Origin of the sequence: Paenibacillus filicis (genome assembly GCF_038070315.1) — a bacterium.
In the GTDB taxonomy this organism is placed as follows: Bacteria; Bacillota; Bacilli; order Paenibacillales; family NBRC-103111; genus Paenibacillus_G; species Paenibacillus_G filicis.
Genome location: NZ_JBBPCC010000016.1, coordinates 123,383 through 142,173 on the forward strand (window position 1 = coordinate 123,383; position 18,791 = coordinate 142,173).

The window sequence follows — 18,791 nt, forward strand, 5'->3', positions numbered from 1 at the left end:
GTCTTTACAATTTCCCCCATTGCATCGTCATTCCATACTTAATGTACATGCGCCCTCTTATATAAGACTGGTATTGCCAATGCTATAAGAATCATCCCCATAAACGCGGGCGCGGCATGGCCGAGTGATACATAGATTTGACCTCCGATAATAGGTCCAATCATTCTTGCTAAAGCCTGAATAGACTGGCTGCCTCCTTGAATTCTTCCTTGTTCACTAGAGTCAACAGACTTGGAGAGCATCCCATTGAATGAAGGCCCGAAGATCGAATCCCCAAAAGCAAATATAAACATGCCAACAATAAGAAGAGGATAGAAGGAGAACAAAGCAGATAGCGCAATCAGACTGTAGCCTATAATCTCCGAAGCCATTCCTAGAATGGCTATTTGTTTATCAGTAAGCTTTAACAAAAGCTTGGGCATGATGAGGCCTTGTGAAATAATGTCCAGGAAGCCCATGATTGAAAACATAGCTCCGATTAATGCAGGCTTCCAATCGAAAGTATCCATTGTAAATTGCGAAAAAACGGCCTGTAAGGATCCGTTGGGTATCCAAAGTAAGAATGCTGAGATAAGCAGCCATTTTAAGTTTTTCATGGCAAGCAGGTGTGCAAGCTGTGTAAATGGATTCAGTCTGATCAAGGTAATCTCTTTCAGTCTATTCTTCTTATCAAGGCTCTCAGGCATAAAATAGAATCCATAAATGACATTCAATAAAGTGATGATTGCTCCCACATACATGGGTACCGAATAACCAAACTTGGCGAGTAATCCGCCTAAAGTGGGGCCAATGACCGTGCCTACCCCTACCACCGCGCTCAACCATCCAAAGTATTTGGTTCTCTGATTGGGAGGAATGATATCTGCAAAGTAGGCGAAGATCGTGCTTATGCTCCCGCCAGTTATCCCCTCTATGATGCGCCCAACAAATAGTACCCATAGAGCACCTCCTATACCAAAAACGAAGTACCCGATTGCTGAACCCAATAGGCATAGTAAGAGCACTGGACGACGGCCATATCTGTCGCTCAAAGCTCCAAATACGGGGGCCGCAAAAAACACGCAGCATGCATAAACCGAGGTCAACAGCGTAACAACTATAGCTTGTTCTCCCGGATTGCTTGTATAAGGCTGCACTAAGAATGGGACGACGGGTGTGATGATACTGAAGCCTATTCCGCAAAGAAACACAGAGATAAGTCCGAATAGTAAAGCGTGCTTATCTACGGCTTGTACTGTGTTCGGTTCGTTGTGTGAGCTAGATTTGGACACTTAAGTTCTCCCCTCAAGATTCGTGGTTTGTCTTCCTCGGAAACAAAAACATCGTATCATCATTTTGCTTCCTTGGCAACAAAATAATAGCCATAGAAAAGGCAGCCCGTTCTCCATAGAGCCAGGCTGCCTGTAGGTTGATCTTCATTATTCAAATTTATTCCGACTTCATATCTATACCCTGTTTCATAATTTCTGCATCCAAATGCCGGCTATACTTGTCCATGAAGCGGAGCATACTGTCAAATTGCTCCTCGGTTACCTGCTCAAATACGGCTTTATCCCGCTCTTGAAACTCTTGGTGCAGTTCCTCATGAATGTTATAAATGACTTTGCCTTGCTCAGTAAGCCTAAAATAGATTTCTTTCTTGTTTTCCGGCTTCTGGTAGCTTTCGATCAGGCCTTTTTTGACGAGCTTCTTCGTTATTTTACTTATGGCACCGCTAGTCATATAAAGGGACTCGGCAAGTTTTGTCACATTGGAATCCACATTTCTTTCAATGCATTCGATGCAGTGGACTTCAGAAGACTTATGACCCTTAAGACTGTCTTCCATCTTAAACTTATTCAGCCAAACCATTTTGTTGAATAAGTCCCTGAAACCCACTCTGACCTGTTCTTCTTTGTTCATGGCCGATCCTCCCATCCGTTCGTCTCCATACCTCTACCTTACCAAAAACAAAAACAGAGTGGTAGTCCAGCTCCCAACCCGCACATTTTATAAGATCTATCATCAACATAAGCATCCAGGGTGAGAACCAGATGTTTTTCTTGTTTCACTTTACTTTGACAAAATATATTAACTAGTGTTAATTTATTTATGCTAGTTAATATTTATCTAAGGCGGATGATGAATGCATACAGATATCTCTTTGAGGGAGTGGAAGAAAGCGCGCAGCAAAGTGGCATTGTATGAAGCCATGCTGGCATTGATAGAGGATAGGATGTTCAGGGAAGTGATGCTCGACGATATTTGCCGGAGGGCGGAGGTATCCCGGGTTACGTTTTTTAAATTTTTTGCAAGAAAGGAAGACCTGCTCGTCTATTACATGCGGGTATGGCTGACCGAGCGTATGATCGAGATTGAAGCCGGACAGAAGCGCGGGTTCGCCGCGATCAGGCATCTGCTGCATCAAGTGGCGGAAGCGTACCGGGTGAGAGCGGGCATTATGCCCAGCCTGATCGCTGCGCTGGCGGAGGTGAAGATGCATCCTGCGATGCCGGAGCTCAGCGAGGCTGAGGTTCGGCTGCTGTTCCCGGGGCATGAAGACCTGGGAGCCCTGGCCCCCGACATGTTCAAGCTGTTTCGGCAGTGCATGACCGAGGCGGAAGCCGCAGGGGAATTGAGAGAGGGCGTAACCGTAGATATGGCGGTAAAGGCTTTATTTACGGTGTTTTACGGAGCCTTCTTGACCGCTCAGCTCTATGCTTCTGCCGATATTGAAGGTTTCTATGAAGCCCATCTGGGATTGCTCCAAAAATAGGAAGAGGTGGTGTAACGATGAGCAAAGTCATACCAGGCCGGTATACGGCACATATGGAAGGGTCATTCGTCGTATTTATCATTGGGATGCGCATCAATAAGCTATGGGCCGTTCACAAATGGCTGCCGGTGTTCATGGCCATGGGGCCGATGATGCAGGAGCTGTACCGAAACCGTGAACTTGGTTTTTTGGAGGCCAGCTTTCATTTATCTTGGCGCGGCGTATCTCTCATTCAGTACTGGAAGTCATTCGAGCAGCTGGAGGCGTATGCGCGTAAGGGCGCGACTCATCTGAAGGCTTGGCGCCGGTTCAACGAGAAGGTTGGGACGAGCGGCGTGGTCGGCATTTATCACGAAACCTACCTGATCGGGGAAGGCCAGTATGAATGTGTATACAATAATATGCCTGTCTATGGCCTGGCTAAGGCCGGGGAGCATGTGCCCGCTACAGGACGGCGTGAGACGGCCAGCCGAAGGCTTGGGCGAGAGGGAGAACCGGCGGTGCCTACGCCGGCTAATCCGAGGTAAATAGCCAGGAAACAAAGGGAAATGGGTTCATGTGTCGAATATTAACTCCTAATTATGTATATTTATACATGTTATTCGATGATTAGGAGGAGATATGGGTTGCATGTCTTGGATATCGAGAGCTTAACCCCGGTTCAAATCAACGAGATATTTCGCTTAGCCGACCAGCTAAGGACTGAGCCGGAAGGAAGCTTGCTAGCAGGCAAAACCTTCGTCCTATTCTTCCCCGGGACGAGTCTGCGGACGAGGGCGTCCTTTGAGAAGGGCATTCATAGCTTGGGCGGGCAATGTCTGTTGTTCCCCCCGGAAACCTTGGACACGAGAGAGCAGCTTGGGGATGTCATTCAGTACGTGCAGAACTGGGCCGACGGCGTTATCGTCCGGTATCCGGAGCATAGCAAGCTGCTGGAGCTGTCCAAACATTCGGCCATCCCTATCATCAACGCCATGACGGCATACAATCATCCTTGTGAGATTTTGTCAGACCTATACGCGCTGAGCAGAGCTAGGGAAGATTACAGGGAATTGGTCTACACCTTTGTCGGCCCGGCAAGTAATATCTCCAGATCGTGGATGCAGATGGCCCAGGTGATGAACCTGGCATTTCATCACGTGTGCACGGCGGGGAATGAATTAGCGGCGGAGTCTCCGGCCTACCGCTTTCATACGGATCTGGATGCCGTATTACCTGCAAGCGATGTGATATTGACCGATTCTCTTCCGGCTGCATATAAGACCGAGGCCTATATAACCAACTATCAGATCAATCTTGAACGTATGAAGCGGACCAAGCCGGGTGCGCTTTTGAATCCATGCCCGCCTTTTTTCCGGGGTGAAGAGGTGAGCGAAGAAGTCATTGCTTCTTCGTATTTCACCGGCTATGCCTTCAAGAAGAATCTGCTGGTTGTGCAGCAAGCTATCCTGGTGTATGCCCTCGGGCACTGACGGGCCTGGTTTGAGGCTGTACCTCCGTGCTGGAGTGAGCGTATCTCACCGGGCAGAAGACCTTGCAGATTGGTGCAGAGATTGCAAGGCATCGGAGTGTCACGCCGTTATATAGTGATTGTGGAGAGGTGATCGTGAATGGAATGGGTAGACCGGATGAATCAAGCCATCGGCTATATCGAGGATCATCTGACAGAGGAGATCGACTACAGCGAAGCGGCCCGAATCGCCTGCTGCTCGGTGTATCACCTCCAGCGGATGTTCCCTTTTATCACTGAGGTGAGCCTGTCGGAATACATCCGGCGGCGGAGGCTGACACTGGCGGCCTACGAGCTGCAGAACAGCAAGGTGAAGGTGATTGATCTGGCGCTCAAGTATGGGTACGACTCGCCGGAAGCTTTCACCCGCGCCTTTCAACAGGTGCACGGAACGACGCCGACAGCGGCGCGAAGCGCCGGGGCCAAGCTCAAGGCCTACTCACGCATCTCCTTTCACATATCGATCAAGGGAGCGGCGGAGATGAATTACCGTATCGAAGCATTGAAGGGTTTCTCGATAGTGGGCGTGGAGGAGCGGGTGAATACGGACGAGGCGTTCCATGTGGTTCCGGGCTTATGGGCGAAGGCCGGGAGCGAGGGGTTATTCGGCAAGCTGTGGGAGGTCCGCAGCCCGGATCATCCGGTCAGAGGCATCCTGGGGGTATGCGCGGACGGAGACTGGGGCAAGAGCGAAGAGTTCAGCTATATCTTGTCCATGGTGTCCGACCATAAGCCGCCTCCGGAGGGGATGATCGCCCGGGAATTCCCGGAGGCCACGTGGGCAGTCTTTGAAGCGGAAGGTCCGCCTGAGACCCTAGGCGAAATCTGGCGGCGTTTGTACACGGAGTGGGTGCCGTCTTCGGCTTACGAACTCGCTTACCTGCCCGCGATCGAATGCTACCTGCCGCCGGAGGAGAATAAAAACGAGCTATGGGTCCCTGTCGTCAAGAAAAGCACGATCTGAGTCTCATAGCCCAACCGAGCCGGAACAAGAAAACCCGTACTGTCATTGCTGATGACGGTACGGGTTTTGTTAGATGTATTAGTCTTCAAACTCCACGTTGTGATACACCTGTTGAACATCCTCCAGGTCCTCCAGCGTGTCGATAATCTTCTCGAACGGTGCCAGGGACTCCTCGGGAAGGGTGACGTAGTTCTGGGCCAGCATCGTCAGCTCGGCTACGGTAAATTCCGTAATGCCCGCCTGGCGAAGCGCCTCTTGAACCGCATGGAACTGGTCGGGCTCGGCATAGACCAGGATGTTGTCTTCCTCTTCCTCAATGTCACGCACATCGACGTCAGCTTCCAGGAGGATGTCCATGACTTCGTCGAGCGATTTGCCGGCGACCCCGATGACGGCTGTGGCGTCGAACATGTAGGCAACCGATCCGTTCACGCCCATATTGCCGCTGTTCTTGCTGAACGCGGCACGCACGGCGGAGGCCGTGCGGTTGACGTTATTGGTCAGTGCATCGACGATGATCATGGAGCCGTTCGGACCGAAGCCCTCATAGCGCAGCTCTTCGTAGATTTCATCGGAGCTTCCCTTGGCTTTGTCGATCGCACGGTCGATGATCGCTTTGGGCACGTTGTACGTTTTAGCCCGCTCGAGTACGACTCTCAGCGCGCGGTTGGATTCCGGGTCAGGTTCGCCCTTCCTCGCCGCGACATAGATTTCAAGGCCGAATTTGGCATAAACACGGCTTGTATTGGCATCCTTGGATGCCTTCTTTTCCTTGATATTATTCCATTTGCGCCCCATCTCGAACCTGCTTTCCTTGAAGTATATTCTCTTCTCTAGTATAACCCATTTTCCGGGCAGATGGACAGTCTGCAGAGGGGAGGTCTTCATCATGGAAAAATATTTAAAACTTAACATTCCGTTAATAAAATATCATAATGCCGTTTACAGAGCCTGAGTACAGTATAGAAAGATCTTCCACCTTAACCCAGAGAGGAATCTTGATCCCATGAAACGAAAATCCGTACTCGCAGGTCTCTCCGCCATTCTGCTCGCAAGCGCGGCATTCCAGGCATCGGCATCCGCTGCCGGTCAGGAGAAGGCAGCAACTGTCGCCGACCAGGTGCATTTCAGCTTGAATGGCAGCTCCGTATCCCCGGCTGTGCCTCCTGTGAACGTGGATGGCAGCCTGTATCTGCCTGTCCGCGCATTCGGTCAAGTCTTGAAGAAATATGTCGATTGGGACGCCGCTACCCAAAGCGTACTGCTGACGGACAAGCCTGAGCTGATCGGCAAATACGAGCTCAAGGCGCCGGACCTCGCACCGGGCATCAAGATGAGCGTAGGTTCTTCCTTGACCCATCTGCCTGGCGACCCGGACAATGTATTCTACTCCACGGCGGACCGCGGGCCGAATGGTGAAGTTGTCGTGGACGGAGAGACTCGCCGTACGTTCCCGCTCGTGTCCTACACGCCGTCGATCTATAAGATTCAGGTGGACAAGGGCGAGATTAAGATTCTGGAGACGATTCCTCTCAAGGTGAAGGGCGTGGACCCGGTATCCAAAACCGCTAACATCACCGGCCTGCCGAACGTAGCTTCCCGCGACGAGAAGCCATACGATAAGGAAGCCAAAACCTTGCTCAGCTACGACCCTTACGGTCTAGATATCGAAGGCATCGCCTACAACGCCAAGGACGACACGTTCTGGATCTCTGAAGAGTACGGCCCGAGCATCGTCCAAGTGAAGCGCGACGGCACCATCCTGCAGCGCATCGTGCCGCAAGGCATGAAGGCTCTGCTCGACTCGCCGGAGGTTCCACTGGTAGAAACGATCCCGGCCGCTTACCTGACCCGCCGCCAGAACCGCGGTATGGAAGCGGTAGGCATCACATCGGATGGTAAGTGGATGTTCGCTGCTATGCAGAGCCCTCTGCGCAACCCGGACAAGAAGACGGACAACTCCCGCGCGCTCCGCATCCTCAAGTTCGATCTGAGCACACTGAAACCAGTAGCCGAGTACGCTTACATCACGGAAGATGCGTCCCAGTTCAAGGACCTGGTGCAAGCGGATATTGTCATCTCCGATCTGGTCGCTGTTAATGAAAACACGCTGCTCATCGACGAGCGTGACAAGAATGCGGGCGATAAAGCCCAACTGAAGAGAATTTATCTCACGGACCTGTCCCGGGCGACCAATATTCTGGGCAAGTATGACGACGCCAAAGCCACAGGCAAGACGCTGGAGCAATTCAGCGTGGCTGAGCTGACACAGCAAGGCATCCGCTCCCCGCAGAAGCGCACGGTGCTGGATGCAGTCGAATTCGGCTTCCCGTTCGAGAAGATCGAGGGCATCTCGCTCGTGAACGGCAATATCCTGTCGTTCGTCAACGACAACGACTTCGGCGTAGCCGGCGACACCGGTGCAGGCAACGGAACGCTGCTCTGGCAGTTCAAGCTGCCGTATACGATTAAGTAAAGAAACCGGGAGCTGCGATCGATTCGATCACGGCTCCCTTTTTCCGCTTGTTCCGTGCGGGGACAGCCAATACCATCAGCCGTCTTCAGGACGGCATGGATGCCGGTCATTGCTTTGTTACTCTATCAATGTTAATATCTGAGTGAATAACTAGGTTTAATAGAATCGCTGGCTTGGATAACTTCTACCGGACGACCGGAGACGCTTGGGGAATAGGGCGTCTTGCGGTCGTTTTTGGCATGGAGTAGCGAGATTCATACGACGGGAGTGGATTAGACTATGCATTATCGGCAATTGGGAAGAACGGGACTCAAGGTATCGGAGATCAGCCTTGGTACGATGGCGTTCGGCCGCTGGATCGATGAGGCGGCTTCCGCCACTGTGCTGAGTCAGGCGCTGGATGCGGGGATCAATCTGATCGATACGGCCGATGTGTACGGCCGGGGGATGGACAACGGCAATGTGCAGCAAACTGGCGAGTCCGAAGAAATACTCGGACGCCTGTTGAAGGGGCGCCGAGATGATATTGTGCTTGCTACGAAGTTCCATGGCCGGGTCGGAGCCGGGGTTAATGACGAAGGGCAGAGCCGGTACCATCTGTACCGGGCGCTGGAGAACAGCCTGCGGCGGCTGCAGACCGACCATATCGATCTGTACCAGGTGCATCGATTCGATCCGGGCACGCCGCTGGAGGAAACACTGCGCGGACTCGACGATCTCGTCAAGCAGGGAAAAGTCCGCTACATCGGCTGCTCCAACTATGCGGCCTGGCAGCTCGCCAAGTCTCATGGCCTCAGTGCGCTGCACGGCCTGCACCGGTTCGAGAGCGTCCAGCCGGAGTACAGCCTGATCTCACGCTCGATCGAGCGCGAGCTGCTGCCGTTCGCGGAGTCCGAGCAGGTCGGCGTGATCGTCTATAGCCCGCTCGGCCGGGGGATTCTGACAGGCAAGTACCGCGAAGGCGAAGTGCCTCCGCGGGATTCCAGGCTGGCCGCCGGAGAGAAACGGCTGCAGGCGCTGCTGGAGAGCAATCCCGCGTACGCGCTCGTCGAGGCCATCCGTCCGCTCGCTGAGCGGCGCGGCTGGACGCTGGGCCAGTATGCGCTGGCCTGGGTGCTGAGCCAAGGCGCCGTGACGTCGGCGATTCTGGGCGCCTCCAAGGCGCAGCATGTGGCGGATGCCGTGCAGGTGGCCGGACAGCGGCTGCCGGCAGAGGAGCTGGCCGAGATCGACGCGGCTGCTAGCGCGGTCGGGCTGCGGTTCTAGCTCTTGGGTGGAGGAAGCTTTTATTAGGTGAAAGCTGAATAAGGGCAGCTGGAGCAATTGGACTTCTTATAGTGAGAATCCGATTGTGGTGGGGGAAGAGGAGAAGGCTTAATCGGCATAATAGTAGGTAACTTGGAGTACATCGCTCATGTGGCGATGTGCTCCTTTGCTTTGGGTCCTGGAGTATCGAGGGTAATTTGCACGTGCATGCAATTCCACTTGATTCACAACCTTACGCGCGAGAAACAGAGGGATCATTCCTTGAGTGATCCTTAAATCGGGAGAGCCGACAAGGGTCTAATTCGCTTCTTGATTCCTGATCGATGATTTCACTTGCAGCCAGACGCGCAATCAGCGGCGCTAGCGTAATCGCAGAATGCATTACGGTCAGATAAAGTCCCTTGATGTGATCTTGGAAGCCCACGATCGGATAGCCGTCTTCAGGCATGGGTCTCATCCCGACCTGGATGCTTTCCAGCTCCAGCTGATTCCCGCCCTTCAGACTGCGACGCAACGTGTCGAACGCTCGCTTGCCGACCGCCTCGGGTCCGTTTTCCTCCGACTCGTCCATATAATCTTCCGCAGCCAGCAGCGTATGCTCCGTCAGTTGACGCGCTTCAAACTGCGCATTTGAGATTAAGGTGCGTATCAGCTTATTCGGAGTTTTCATCCGAATCAGAATGGAAGGCGACGACGTTACCGGCACGGGACAATCTAACGGGCTGCAAAGCTCGGTTATGCCTGTACCTGCGGCCAATACCACGACATCCGACTCCAGAAAACCCATGGACGTATGGACGCCGACCAGGCGGGAATCTTCTTGCTGCAGCTGTGTAACGTTGGTTCCGAACTGAACCTTTGCTCCGTACTCCCGCGCTTTGCTCAACAACAGCTCCGTTAACCCTATAGGGTCCACCGCACCTTCTTCGCTGACAAACATCGCTTCATCCGGATATTCCTTCAGATTCGGCTCTAATGCCTCCAGCTGCTCCCGGTTTAATCTTTGAACGTGGAGTTGTTCCCTTAGGGGCGGCGTGCCCCAAGTCAGCGCTCCATGCCAATGAATGTTCAGGTCGGACAGCTCTTGCTGAAGCGCATGATATTCGTCCAAAGCTGCATCGTATAAATGCCAGTATTCGGGAGCCACCCTATGAGTCGTATGTAGCCAGGCAAAAGATTTTTCCGTGACTTCACGCGCCGGGGCGGGATGTCGTTCAATAACGGTTACATCTTGATTTCGTTTGGCCAGATGATAGGCCACGGAAGCCCCGACAATCCCTGCCCCAACAATCACGATTTTTTGTTTTCTCAATAATTTCTCCCCCCTTGTCATCTCTTATTGTAACATAGGCATCAAAAGTGGCGGGTATATGAACGTACTGATCACGACCAGCGTGGGGACAAAAGTAACCAAAAAAGGGGCGTTTTCGTATACAGACGGACATTTGCAGTTAACTAAGAGGCTTTTGGCAGCGATTGATCCTAAACGTCTCAAGCGTCTTATTTTTGTTGGCGGTACAAGTCTTAGACTGGAGTCGTTGAGTTAACAACGTTTATGAATTAATAAATCATCAGCTTCTTAAAAATAAGTTTTAGACGGGGTCCAATACATAAACCAGCGACAGAACAAGGCTTGATAAATAAAGTCTTAGACTGCCGCTGTTGTTGTTCAATTATCGTTTCGCGTTAGTTTAGTCAAGGATGCTACGAAAAAACTATATATTTCGATTTTCATATTCAGATTAATGCCCAATTGAAGGATTTAATGAACATGTAATTCCGATTTGATATCATTTTGACTTAAAAATTTCATTAAATCATTACTCAGCTGCACAATCTCATGGTTAGCATTATTCGCATAATCCGGCAGCATCATATCCCTAACCATTTTAGTTCGTAGCCATGTCATAAAGAAAAGATCCAAAAATAAGTTTGGAAATTTAAGCACGATTTTAAGCATGGGTGGATCAATTGAAACTCCAGCTTTTTGTATGGCCCTTAGATATGCTTTTAAAGTGACTGTTATTTTGCGTGCCGTCTTTCTGGTTCTGGCTGTTTTTTTGTCAATTATCTTATTCTCAGAATGTAAAAAGCTCATCAAGGCAATGTCTGATACGGAATGTGTGATTAGATACGCTTGCATATCCTTCTTAATAACGTAGGGAAGCTTTGCTTTTTTAAATAATTTTGCGAGGTTTTCTATGCGTTCTGTCACGACACCATTAATTTCTCCAAATGCAGTTGCCGCTATAATCTTTGGTAGAAATCGAGGATGCAATACTCCATCTTTAATCTGTCCGCCGAAGCCGGGAAAAGCTGGTAAAAGTCTATCCCCTACGATATCCAGCCACGAAGAAAATCCAATTGAATTACTAGTCATCGTAACTATATTTTTGCTTTGATTATCTTTTAGCGCTAACAACGCTGATTCGGACCGATCATAACGAACGGTAACGAAAATAAAATCGTATACATCGTCATTTTCGAGCGTATCAATGACATTCACTTGTATCGATCTAACTGTACCTTTTTCTTTATATTGCAGGCCATTTTCTCTTAATGATTTAAATCTATTCGAATGAGCAAACAGGCTAACGTCAAACCCTGCTTCAATAAGCTTAATTGCGTACATGCTCCCGATGACACCTGCACCAAAAATTAAAATTCTATCTTGTTTTGCTGACATTAAAACCACCCCTACTTATTAGCATTTCCTTTTGGATTATAAGACAACATGTTGTATGATGTGATTGTAAATCTTTATTATTCCTTGATCAACCATCAGTTTTTTATGATTTGTCGGATGATATTCTTATTCGATAGTAGGAGGGAAACATGAAGAAGCAACCCCAAATAACGGAGAAAACAAGACAAACGTTTGTAGAAGTTTTTTGTGAGTTATATAGCCAAAAGCCGATTGAGAAAATTTCGGTTCAGGAAATTGCGAATAAGTCAGGATATAACCGCAGCACCTTTTATCAATACTTTACTGACATTTACGAATTGTTAGACTCTGTTGAAAATGACTTATTGAATGACATGAAAAAAGAATGGGCGAATAAAGAGCTATCGATGCATACGGTTCAAGATACGCTCTATTGTCTGGACAAAAGAGAACATCTCCTGGTTCTTAATGCCCTTTTGGGTGATTATGGAAGTGCCCGTTTTTTAAAACGCTTAAAAAAAGAAATCACTTTGGATCAATTAGAATTAAACGTTCCGCATAACCATTCCTTAACGCCATACTTCATTGAGTTTTACCTGACAACTTCCCTTTCTTTATTTCGTCTTTGGCTCCAGCGTCAAAAGGATTTATCGTCAGAAGAATTTTTCAAGATAGTGGAGAACCTATATGCAAGAGGGATTACGCCCTATTTTAAAGAATGAATCTGTCATTCAAACCAATTCCATATATACTCCATAAAGACTGACCTAACCTACTCTTAAGGGTCCGCATTCTGTAAATACAGACTTCTGCAAGTTTTTCTAAAGCAAAAGGACGATAACATCAATGTTATCGTCCTTTTACTTGGTTCAGGGGCCAGCCAGGACCCAGAGTACACCTTACCCCGTCGTCCGATAAACCTCGCGAATCGGATCCTCAATGTCCGGCACCTGCACGGCCTCGGATAGCTCGATGACGAGCAGGCGGTGCGGAGCGAGCTTCGTAAACGAACGGAGAGAAGAGGGTCATATTCAGATACGGGTATTAAGCTCTAGCGGCCAGCCAAAATCGCATCGGCCAAAATATCTACCTGATTCTCGACCGCAATCGGATCATCATTATACAAGTAGTTATAGTTGATTACGTGTACGTTTCCGTTCTTGACGGCTTTGAGGTTTTTCCAGATGGGGCTATTCTCCAGATCCTTTAAGACAGTCGAAGTTCCATCGGGATCATAGGTAGTCAAGATAATGTGATCGCCCGCATATTCGGGTAGAACTTCGTAAGAGATCTCACTATACCATTCCTTAGAATTACGGAACTCTTTATCTACTTTGGGAGCAGGTGTCACCTGCAGACCTTCATACAGAGCGTAGCCGCCCATATTGACAAATCCGTATACGCGCAATTTATTTTTCCAGATGTTGAAGATGGTGAAGGTTTCATCCTTGCTAATTTTGCTGGAAACCTTCTTGCGAGCCGCTTCTACTTTTTGATCGAATTGAGTGATCCATTGCTCCGCTTCTGCTTTCCGTCCGAGAATATCTCCGAAGATACGTACAGAATCCTTGGGTCCGCCACTCAGCTCCAGCGGAACGGTTGGAGCGATTTTGGAGAATTTGTCGTATTTCGAGGCTCCCCAGGAAATGATGAGATCCGGCTGCAGCTCAATGATCTTCTCCAGCGACTGTCCGATGCTCTCCGTGCCATCTTTCTTAATGAAGGGATGATTCTTCAGTACGTAATCGTCGGTACCTATTGGCTTTAGCCCAAGGGCAACGAGTTGGCCATAATACCAGTCTGTGACTACACGTTCTGCTCGGACAGGAATTTCGGAGCTGCCTGCCATATGTGTATAGGAACGAGTTTTTGCTTCCGTACTCTGCTTATCGGCTTCCTTATTATTCGCTGCGGATGTGTTATTGACCGGCTGCTCCCCCGCGTTACTGCCTGATTCCTTCGCATTACCGCAAGCCACCGTTCCCACAAGCATCATGATTGCCATGAAACCAATCAGTATGGTTCTCTTTCTAGCCATTCTCTGTTGCCCCTCCTGTATATAATGATTCTCATTCTCACTGATCACTATAACAAGTTCACTAATCCATGTACATGTCAGATTAGTCTAGGTTTTTTTGGACAAATGGGGCAGCAGGTAATGGATGACATCATCCAGCTGTGCACCCAGTGCAGCTGGCCCGTAACCGTACCATTTGGTCATATCAACCGGGTATACACATTGCTGCTTCACAGCCGTTCGGGCAAGCCACTCGGGACTTTTCATCATCGTCGCTGCACGTAGTCTTGCTGCCGGATTATTCTCAATGGATACCACATAATGATCGGCATCGTATCCGGTTAATTCAGGGATCGAAAACTCGGGGTGCTCTAGCCCTTGAACGCGCATGGACGCAACAGCCTGAGGAGGTGTCAGCTTCAGGATATCGTAGAGTAAGTCAGCGCCCATATAGCCATAGGCATAGATTAACGAACGATCGCTGCGCACATTAAGGATAGCAACGGTCGCCCCAGGATTCAATGTACGACGCAAAGCTTCCCGAATCTGTCCTGCCCGCTGATCGAAGGCATCCAGCCAGTTGCGCGCTTGCTGCTCCATACCTGTTAACTGAGCAACATTCATAAAATGTTGTTTCCAAGTCACACCGCGCCAAGGAATCTGTATGACTAGACCCACCTGGTGATAGGGTTCAATGTGCGGGTCATCGCCTTCTGCAAGAGGATACAGAATGATATCAGGCTTGACGCTCTGGAGAATCTGCAGCCGTCTGGACTGCTGTGTCTGCCAGTAGAGGGGGTGAAACGAAGGGGAGACTTGAGATAATTGAAAATGCCCATTCACCCAAGTATCGGTAATGGCCGCACAAGGCGTAACGCCGAGCGAGAGCAAGTCCAGCGTATAGGCATGATCCAAGGAGGCGATTGTATGGGGCTTCCGTACATATATCGTTGGAGACATTCCAGTGACCTGCTTGAATTTACGGCTCAAATAAAATTCATCGGAATACCCCACCTGGCGGGCAATTTCGTTTAAGGATTGTCGGGATTGAAGCATAATTGCCTTCACCTTATCAATGCGTATACGATTGAGATATTCGTTAAAGGTAAAGCCAGTGCGCTGCTTGAAGCTTGACGTGAATTGACGCAGGCTTAAACCGGATAGGCTTACCACATCATCTCTTTGGATTTTGCGGTCATAATGCGTGTGCAAATAAGAAATAACCTGGTCCATACCGTCCAGCTGTTGGGTAAAAGAAATACAATCGGGCTGTTCAAGTGCCCAGCTTGCATCGGCGAATAGAAGCATGAATTGAGCTTGTACCGGGAGACGCTGCGATAGGCTGTTATACAGCCGATTTTCGTAGGCATCAAATAGCGCGGATGCCTGATCAAGCAGACTGGCATGATTCAGTTCAGCGAGCGTCGGCATGAGCGGGGAGTCTGTGGACGATTCCTCGCCTATCCATTCGTAGTCGCAGGCATAAAAACGAAGCTGTCCGGCGGACGTTGAGGTCTCGGTCAGATCTTTTCCAAAATGAATGGATGTATGTGGCGGCAGGCATACACAACTGAAGCCTTCCAGCCTATGGGTGTGGTTGTTGATCGTCACTGTAGCTGCATGTGCCTGTATCACGAATAAGCTAGAGGTATTCCGGTGATAGCGAAGGCCCTCGGTGTGCAAGGCCTCTGCATGCCTATACATGTTGCTCAGTACAGGAAGTCCTGAATGCTTCATACGAGTGCCAGCTCCTTCTAGGATGCTTTTCTTCATTAAAAGTATAAGGGAAGGGCATTCGTTCGCGCAAAGAGCACCTAAATCCCGCCATCCTAGTGATGGGAAGGTGAACTTATCGTCTTGCTCAAGCCATGGGCGGACAACTGGCTTTGGCTCAATGACTTTGCATCGGCAGCTTCGTCGTAGATGTGATTCTTGCACGAGTAGATTCTCAATCGTAGTCAAGGAGACCGATGAAAATAAGCGTTGTTAGCTCCTCCGAGGATTCTCACTGTGCTGTTGGAGTCCTTCGAGCGAAGGAGTTCTCATGGAAATAAAAAGTGGACAATCCGATTGCGACAGGTGAAGAGATAAAGGGGTAAGGCTGCTCCGTAAACAGCTCGCAAACAAGAAATCGGAGAAAGTGGCTACAACAAGCACGAAACTAGTCACTGCGAGGTAGTCGGCGTGCCTGATAGGCTGATTGTCGGAGCGACAAAGGTCTCGTTTAATCTTCTATTCATGTAAGAGCCAGCCCTATTCGGCTGACTCTTGTATGAATAGACTGTTCAATTGTGATTTTTTAGACCGATAATTTCAGCTTCAGGCAGCCCGGAAGCTTTGATAATAATGGATGTTTCCACTCCGAGGCTAAGAAGCTCTAACGCCATTTCAATGGCTTTCCTTCGTTCGCCACGAGCTTCGCCTTCGGCTAAAGCCCCCTCAATCATGGAAGCTTCATCATGTAAATACTTCTGTCTATCTTCATACAATCGGCGGGCTTCTGCGTCCTGACTAAGAAATTCTAACGTATCCATAGCCTTTTTCAATACAGGTTCGTTCATCGTCAGCACCTCCCAATTGGATCTATCGACACCCTTCAGGAACAGCAACCAGTTTACCAATCCGCCGCTTTCAACGGGGGCAGCTTGGTCACCGAGCTTTGATAATTCGAGAAAATGTAGTTCTATATCATCGATAAGTGGAATGCCAGTACGGTCTTCACGTAGATGAAACACATTATGATATTCATTGTTTGGAAGGAATGAATAATTTAATATGTTGATGGTAACACATTTCTTCAGCATCTTGTAGGAGTGACCCTCTTGTAGCTGTCCACTGTATAGTTTGCTCCAATAAAACATGGTTCTTTTCTCGGTGTCATACTTGTTGAACAGTTGCATCTCAACGTTGATGAGTTCACCTTCTGCTGTTTTGCCACGAATGTCAAGAATGGATTACTTGTCGCGGGGAGCGTCCTTATCGGTATAAGGGTTCAGCAGAGTGATTTCCGTTAAAGGAGGCCTACCGGCTTCAATAAACGTCGTGTTTAAGAATGCAAGCAGAACATCTCGGTTTTCGTCACTGCCGAAGATGCGTTTGAATAAAAAATCATTTCGAGGATCAAGCAGTTCGTTCATCCGTAATCAACTCCATTCATTATTAGTATATCATCTAGCTAAGTTCTTAGACACACCTAAGCAGACACGCTTGTTAATGAATCACATATCTGCATCAACAAATGAATTTGGTACGAATAGAACCCTTCTCGCCTACGCAGGATTGTGCTTGATTAATCCAAGCTTCCGGCATACAATATAGTAAATATTTGGTATGTGCAACTGGCGTAAACGTGGAGTACCACGAGGGAGCACATAGTCATATCGCCGTACGCCTGGGCAAAGTATTTGATCTTCGATCAGATGCTTTTTTTATTTCACTTGAGGAAAGGTCAGGTGTAGGGAATGAAAATGGCGTTTATATTGTTCGACAAGATGACAGCGTTAGATTTTGTTGGCTTCTATGAAGCTGTAACGTGGATGGGGATTCTACGAGCGAAGGAAGAGGTATCCTGGGATTTTTGCTCGAATCAAGAGGAAGTCACCGATGATCGAGGATTAACGATCAAAGTTAGTCAGGTCTGCCCCGAGCTTTCGGTCTATGATTTGATCTTTATTCCTGGGGGGCTATCGACAAGGCAGCTGAGATTTGATACCGATTTTATATCATGGATTCAGACGGCACGAGATGTGGAGTACAAGGTATCGGTCTGTACGGGGGCTTTGATTCTGGGAGCTGCGGGGTTTCTGGACGGGAAGAAGGCAACAACCAACCCTTCTGCCTATGATCTGTTGGCACCTTACTGTGCAGAAGTGATCAGAGAACGCTTCGTCCGAGACGGTAACCTGTTTACGGGCGGAGGCGTGTCAGCTTCGATTGATTTGGGGCTGTATGTGATTGAGTCCCTTACCAGCCCAGAGGTAGCGCGGCAGGTCCAGGACAAGATGGACTACCCGTACTATAGGTCGATGCGATAGAAGCTGAATGGTTAGAGCAGGTGGAACAAACAGCAAAAAACGTCAAGAACAAAGGTTCGTATTCGTTTATAATCAAGCAGAAAGGAAGAGGGTGAATGTCAACTTATGAAGGCTTGATGCAACGGGTGGTGGATGAGATCGAGGCGAGGCTGGGCGAGGAGCTTACCCTGTCTTCGCTGGCTCAGCTGGCGAATTTCTCAGACTTTCATTTCCATCGGGTTTTTCAATCCATCGTGGGTTGGCCGGTGATGGAATATGTCCGCGGGCGCAGACTGTTCCATGCGGCATGCCGGGTGGCCGGGACGAAGGATAAGCTGATGGATATCGCTTTGGACTACGGGTTCGGCACACCGGAAACATTCATCCGAGCTTTTCGCAAGATGTATGGCATGACACCAGGGGAGTATCGCAAGCAAGGTCTGCGCCCCCATGCCTCTGATAAAGCCAACGTGCTTGAGCGGAGGCTCAATCTCGACTCAGGAGGAATTCGCATGGAATTTCGCGTGGTTACCAAGCCCGGCTTTGATGTGATTGGCTACTCGATCCGCACCCGTAATAAGGACGGTCAGAACAACCGGGATATCCCGGCTTTCTGGCAGCGGTATTTGCAGGAGAAGCAAGGACAGGCCTTGTATGAACAAGCGGCTTCGACAGCGGAGTATGGCATCTGTGGAGACTTTGATATGGATACCGGTGAGTTCACTTACATCATAGGGGTGGAGGCCAAAGAGGGAGCCATTGTACCGGAAGGGGCCATTCGCCGGCACTATCCGGAGCAGACCTATGCCGTATTTACGACCCCGAAGGCGGCTCATGATCAATTTACTACAGCCATTCAGAGCACGTGGAACGCCATTTTCAGCGAGTGGTTCCCTCAATCCGGCTATGAGCACGGAGGAGCCGCTGAATTTGAATATTATGATGAGCGCTGCTGGCAGGACCGCAACGAGCTGCTTGAGATGGACATCTACATTCCGGTCAAACCCAGGAACGGTTAGATTCTGCACCACCAAGGCGGCGAGTTCAGCGAGCGTCCTTGATCACGGCGGATAAGACAAAGAGCGGCAGCCTCACGAGGCTCCGCTCTTTTGTTAGATGAATCTT

17 protein-coding genes, 1 pseudogene and 1 riboswitch are annotated in these 18,791 nt (G+C 49.4%); of the genes and pseudogenes, 10 read left to right on the forward strand and 8 right to left on the reverse strand.

From position 1 onward, the window contains the following. Positions 1-38 precede the first annotated feature (38 nt). A complete protein-coding gene (locus WMW72_RS22775) occupies positions 39-1,271 on the reverse strand; it encodes an MFS transporter (RefSeq protein ID WP_341417869.1) in 1,233 nt (410 codons plus the stop codon). Between the two features lie 157 nt (positions 1,272-1,428). Continuing rightward, positions 1,429-1,902, reverse strand: coding sequence for a MarR family transcriptional regulator (locus tag WMW72_RS22780; protein WP_341417870.1), 474 nt, complete (start codon positions 1,900-1,902; stop codon positions 1,429-1,431). Positions 1,903-2,125: 223 nt separating this feature from the next. Here WMW72_RS22780 and WMW72_RS22785 point away from each other — a divergent pair, with 223 nt between their 5' ends. From WMW72_RS22785 to WMW72_RS22800, 4 genes are all read left to right on the forward strand, one after another. After that, a complete protein-coding gene (locus WMW72_RS22785; RefSeq protein ID WP_341417871.1) occupies positions 2,126-2,755 on the forward strand; it encodes a TetR/AcrR family transcriptional regulator in 630 nt (209 codons plus the stop codon). Between the two features lie 17 nt (positions 2,756-2,772). After that, entirely contained in the window at positions 2,773-3,282 is a 510-nt protein-coding gene (locus WMW72_RS22790; protein WP_341417872.1) for a DUF4188 domain-containing protein, read from the forward strand. A gap of 99 nt (positions 3,283-3,381) precedes the next feature. Continuing rightward, entirely contained in the window at positions 3,382-4,227 is an 846-nt protein-coding gene (locus WMW72_RS22795; protein ID WP_341417873.1) for an ornithine carbamoyltransferase, read from the forward strand. Positions 4,228-4,365: 138 nt separating this feature from the next. Then, a complete protein-coding gene (locus WMW72_RS22800) occupies positions 4,366-5,229 on the forward strand; it encodes a GyrI-like domain-containing protein (RefSeq protein WP_341417874.1) in 864 nt (287 codons plus the stop codon). Between the two features lie 78 nt (positions 5,230-5,307). On the opposite strand, the gene WMW72_RS22805 is transcribed toward WMW72_RS22800, so the two are convergent. Beyond that, complete coding sequence (locus WMW72_RS22805; protein WP_341417875.1) at positions 5,308-6,027, reverse strand: YebC/PmpR family DNA-binding transcriptional regulator; 720 nt, start codon at positions 6,025-6,027, stop codon at positions 5,308-5,310. A gap of 208 nt (positions 6,028-6,235) precedes the next feature. On the opposite strand from WMW72_RS22805, the gene WMW72_RS22810 reads away from it, so the two are divergent. Then, a complete protein-coding gene (locus WMW72_RS22810; RefSeq protein ID WP_341417876.1) occupies positions 6,236-7,705 on the forward strand; it encodes an esterase-like activity of phytase family protein in 1,470 nt (489 codons plus the stop codon). A 279-nt stretch (positions 7,706-7,984) separates the two neighbouring features. Next, the gene (locus tag WMW72_RS22815; RefSeq protein WP_341417877.1) at positions 7,985-8,971 is read left to right on the forward strand and encodes an aldo/keto reductase; all 987 of its coding nucleotides are present in this window, start codon (positions 7,985-7,987) and stop codon (positions 8,969-8,971) included. A 232-nt stretch (positions 8,972-9,203) separates the two neighbouring features. Here WMW72_RS22815 and WMW72_RS22820 read toward each other — a convergent pair whose 3' ends face one another. Beyond that, positions 9,204-10,283, reverse strand: a complete 1,080-nt coding sequence (locus WMW72_RS22820; protein WP_341417878.1) for an NAD(P)/FAD-dependent oxidoreductase — start codon at positions 10,281-10,283, stop codon at positions 9,204-9,206. A 58-nt stretch (positions 10,284-10,341) separates the two neighbouring features. On the opposite strand from WMW72_RS22820, the gene WMW72_RS22825 reads away from it, so the two are divergent. Continuing rightward, positions 10,342-10,518 (forward strand): hypothetical protein, encoded by a 177-nt coding sequence (locus WMW72_RS22825; RefSeq protein ID WP_341417879.1) that lies wholly within the window; start codon positions 10,342-10,344, stop codon positions 10,516-10,518. A 215-nt stretch (positions 10,519-10,733) separates the two neighbouring features. On the opposite strand, the gene WMW72_RS22830 is transcribed toward WMW72_RS22825, so the two are convergent. Then, on the reverse strand, positions 10,734-11,657 hold the full coding sequence (locus WMW72_RS22830) for a ketopantoate reductase family protein (RefSeq protein ID WP_341417880.1): 924 nt from the start codon (positions 11,655-11,657) through the stop codon (positions 10,734-10,736). 149 nt (positions 11,658-11,806) lie between these two features. Between WMW72_RS22830 and WMW72_RS22835 the strand changes: the two genes are divergently transcribed. Next, positions 11,807-12,358, forward strand: a complete 552-nt coding sequence (locus tag WMW72_RS22835) for a TetR/AcrR family transcriptional regulator (protein ID WP_341417881.1) — start codon at positions 11,807-11,809, stop codon at positions 12,356-12,358. Between the two features lie 329 nt (positions 12,359-12,687). Here the strand turns inward: WMW72_RS22835 and WMW72_RS22840 are convergent, their stop codons facing one another. From WMW72_RS22840 to WMW72_RS22850, 3 genes and pseudogenes are all read right to left on the reverse strand, one after another. Then, the gene (locus WMW72_RS22840; RefSeq protein WP_341417882.1) at positions 12,688-13,674 is read right to left on the reverse strand and encodes an ABC transporter substrate-binding protein; all 987 of its coding nucleotides are present in this window, start codon (positions 13,672-13,674) and stop codon (positions 12,688-12,690) included. Between the two features lie 87 nt (positions 13,675-13,761). Continuing rightward, on the reverse strand, positions 13,762-15,390 hold the full coding sequence (locus WMW72_RS22845) for a helix-turn-helix domain-containing protein (RefSeq protein ID WP_341417883.1): 1,629 nt from the start codon (positions 15,388-15,390) through the stop codon (positions 13,762-13,764). A gap of 548 nt (positions 15,391-15,938) precedes the next feature. Further along, a pseudogene (locus WMW72_RS22850) lies at positions 15,939-16,790 on the reverse strand (Rpn family recombination-promoting nuclease/putative transposase). Positions 16,791-16,977: 187 nt separating this feature from the next. Then, positions 16,978-17,057, forward strand: a riboswitch (ZMP/ZTP riboswitch). A gap of 57 nt (positions 17,058-17,114) precedes the next feature. Here WMW72_RS22850 and WMW72_RS22855 point away from each other — a divergent pair. Both WMW72_RS22855 and WMW72_RS22860 read left to right on the forward strand, forming a co-directional pair. Next, complete coding sequence (locus WMW72_RS22855; RefSeq protein WP_341417884.1) at positions 17,115-17,687, forward strand: DJ-1/PfpI family protein; 573 nt, start codon at positions 17,115-17,117, stop codon at positions 17,685-17,687. A gap of 95 nt (positions 17,688-17,782) precedes the next feature. Further along, entirely contained in the window at positions 17,783-18,685 is a 903-nt protein-coding gene (locus tag WMW72_RS22860; RefSeq protein ID WP_341417885.1) for an AraC family transcriptional regulator, read from the forward strand. Positions 18,686-18,791: the final 106 nt, after the last annotated feature.

Excerpts from the sequence above, each read along its gene's own strand:
- WMW72_RS22780 (WP_341417870.1), bottom strand. The coding sequence starts at position 1,902 with ATGAACAAAGAAGAACAGGTCAGAGTGGGTTTCAGGGACTTATTCAAC.
- WMW72_RS22785 (WP_341417871.1), top strand. The coding sequence starts at position 2,126 with ATGCATACAGATATCTCTTTGAGGGAGTGGAAGAAAGCGCGCAGCAAA.
- WMW72_RS22790 (WP_341417872.1), top strand. The coding sequence starts at position 2,773 with ATGAGCAAAGTCATACCAGGCCGGTATACGGCACATATGGAAGGGTCA.
- WMW72_RS22800 (WP_341417874.1), top strand. The coding sequence starts at position 4,366 with ATGGAATGGGTAGACCGGATGAATCAAGCCATCGGCTATATCGAGGAT.
- WMW72_RS22805 (WP_341417875.1), bottom strand. The coding sequence starts at position 6,027 with ATGGGGCGCAAATGGAATAATATCAAGGAAAAGAAGGCATCCAAGGAT.
- WMW72_RS22810 (WP_341417876.1), top strand. The coding sequence starts at position 6,236 with ATGAAACGAAAATCCGTACTCGCAGGTCTCTCCGCCATTCTGCTCGCA.
- WMW72_RS22815 (WP_341417877.1), top strand. The coding sequence starts at position 7,985 with ATGCATTATCGGCAATTGGGAAGAACGGGACTCAAGGTATCGGAGATC.
- WMW72_RS22825 (WP_341417879.1), top strand. The coding sequence starts at position 10,342 with ATGAACGTACTGATCACGACCAGCGTGGGGACAAAAGTAACCAAAAAA.
- WMW72_RS22830 (WP_341417880.1), bottom strand. The coding sequence starts at position 11,657 with ATGTCAGCAAAACAAGATAGAATTTTAATTTTTGGTGCAGGTGTCATC.
- WMW72_RS22835 (WP_341417881.1), top strand. The coding sequence starts at position 11,807 with ATGAAGAAGCAACCCCAAATAACGGAGAAAACAAGACAAACGTTTGTA.
- WMW72_RS22840 (WP_341417882.1), bottom strand. The coding sequence starts at position 13,674 with ATGGCTAGAAAGAGAACCATACTGATTGGTTTCATGGCAATCATGATG.
- WMW72_RS22845 (WP_341417883.1), bottom strand. The coding sequence starts at position 15,390 with ATGAAGCATTCAGGACTTCCTGTACTGAGCAACATGTATAGGCATGCA.
- WMW72_RS22855 (WP_341417884.1), top strand. The coding sequence starts at position 17,115 with ATGAAAATGGCGTTTATATTGTTCGACAAGATGACAGCGTTAGATTTT.
- WMW72_RS22860 (WP_341417885.1), top strand. The coding sequence starts at position 17,783 with ATGTCAACTTATGAAGGCTTGATGCAACGGGTGGTGGATGAGATCGAG.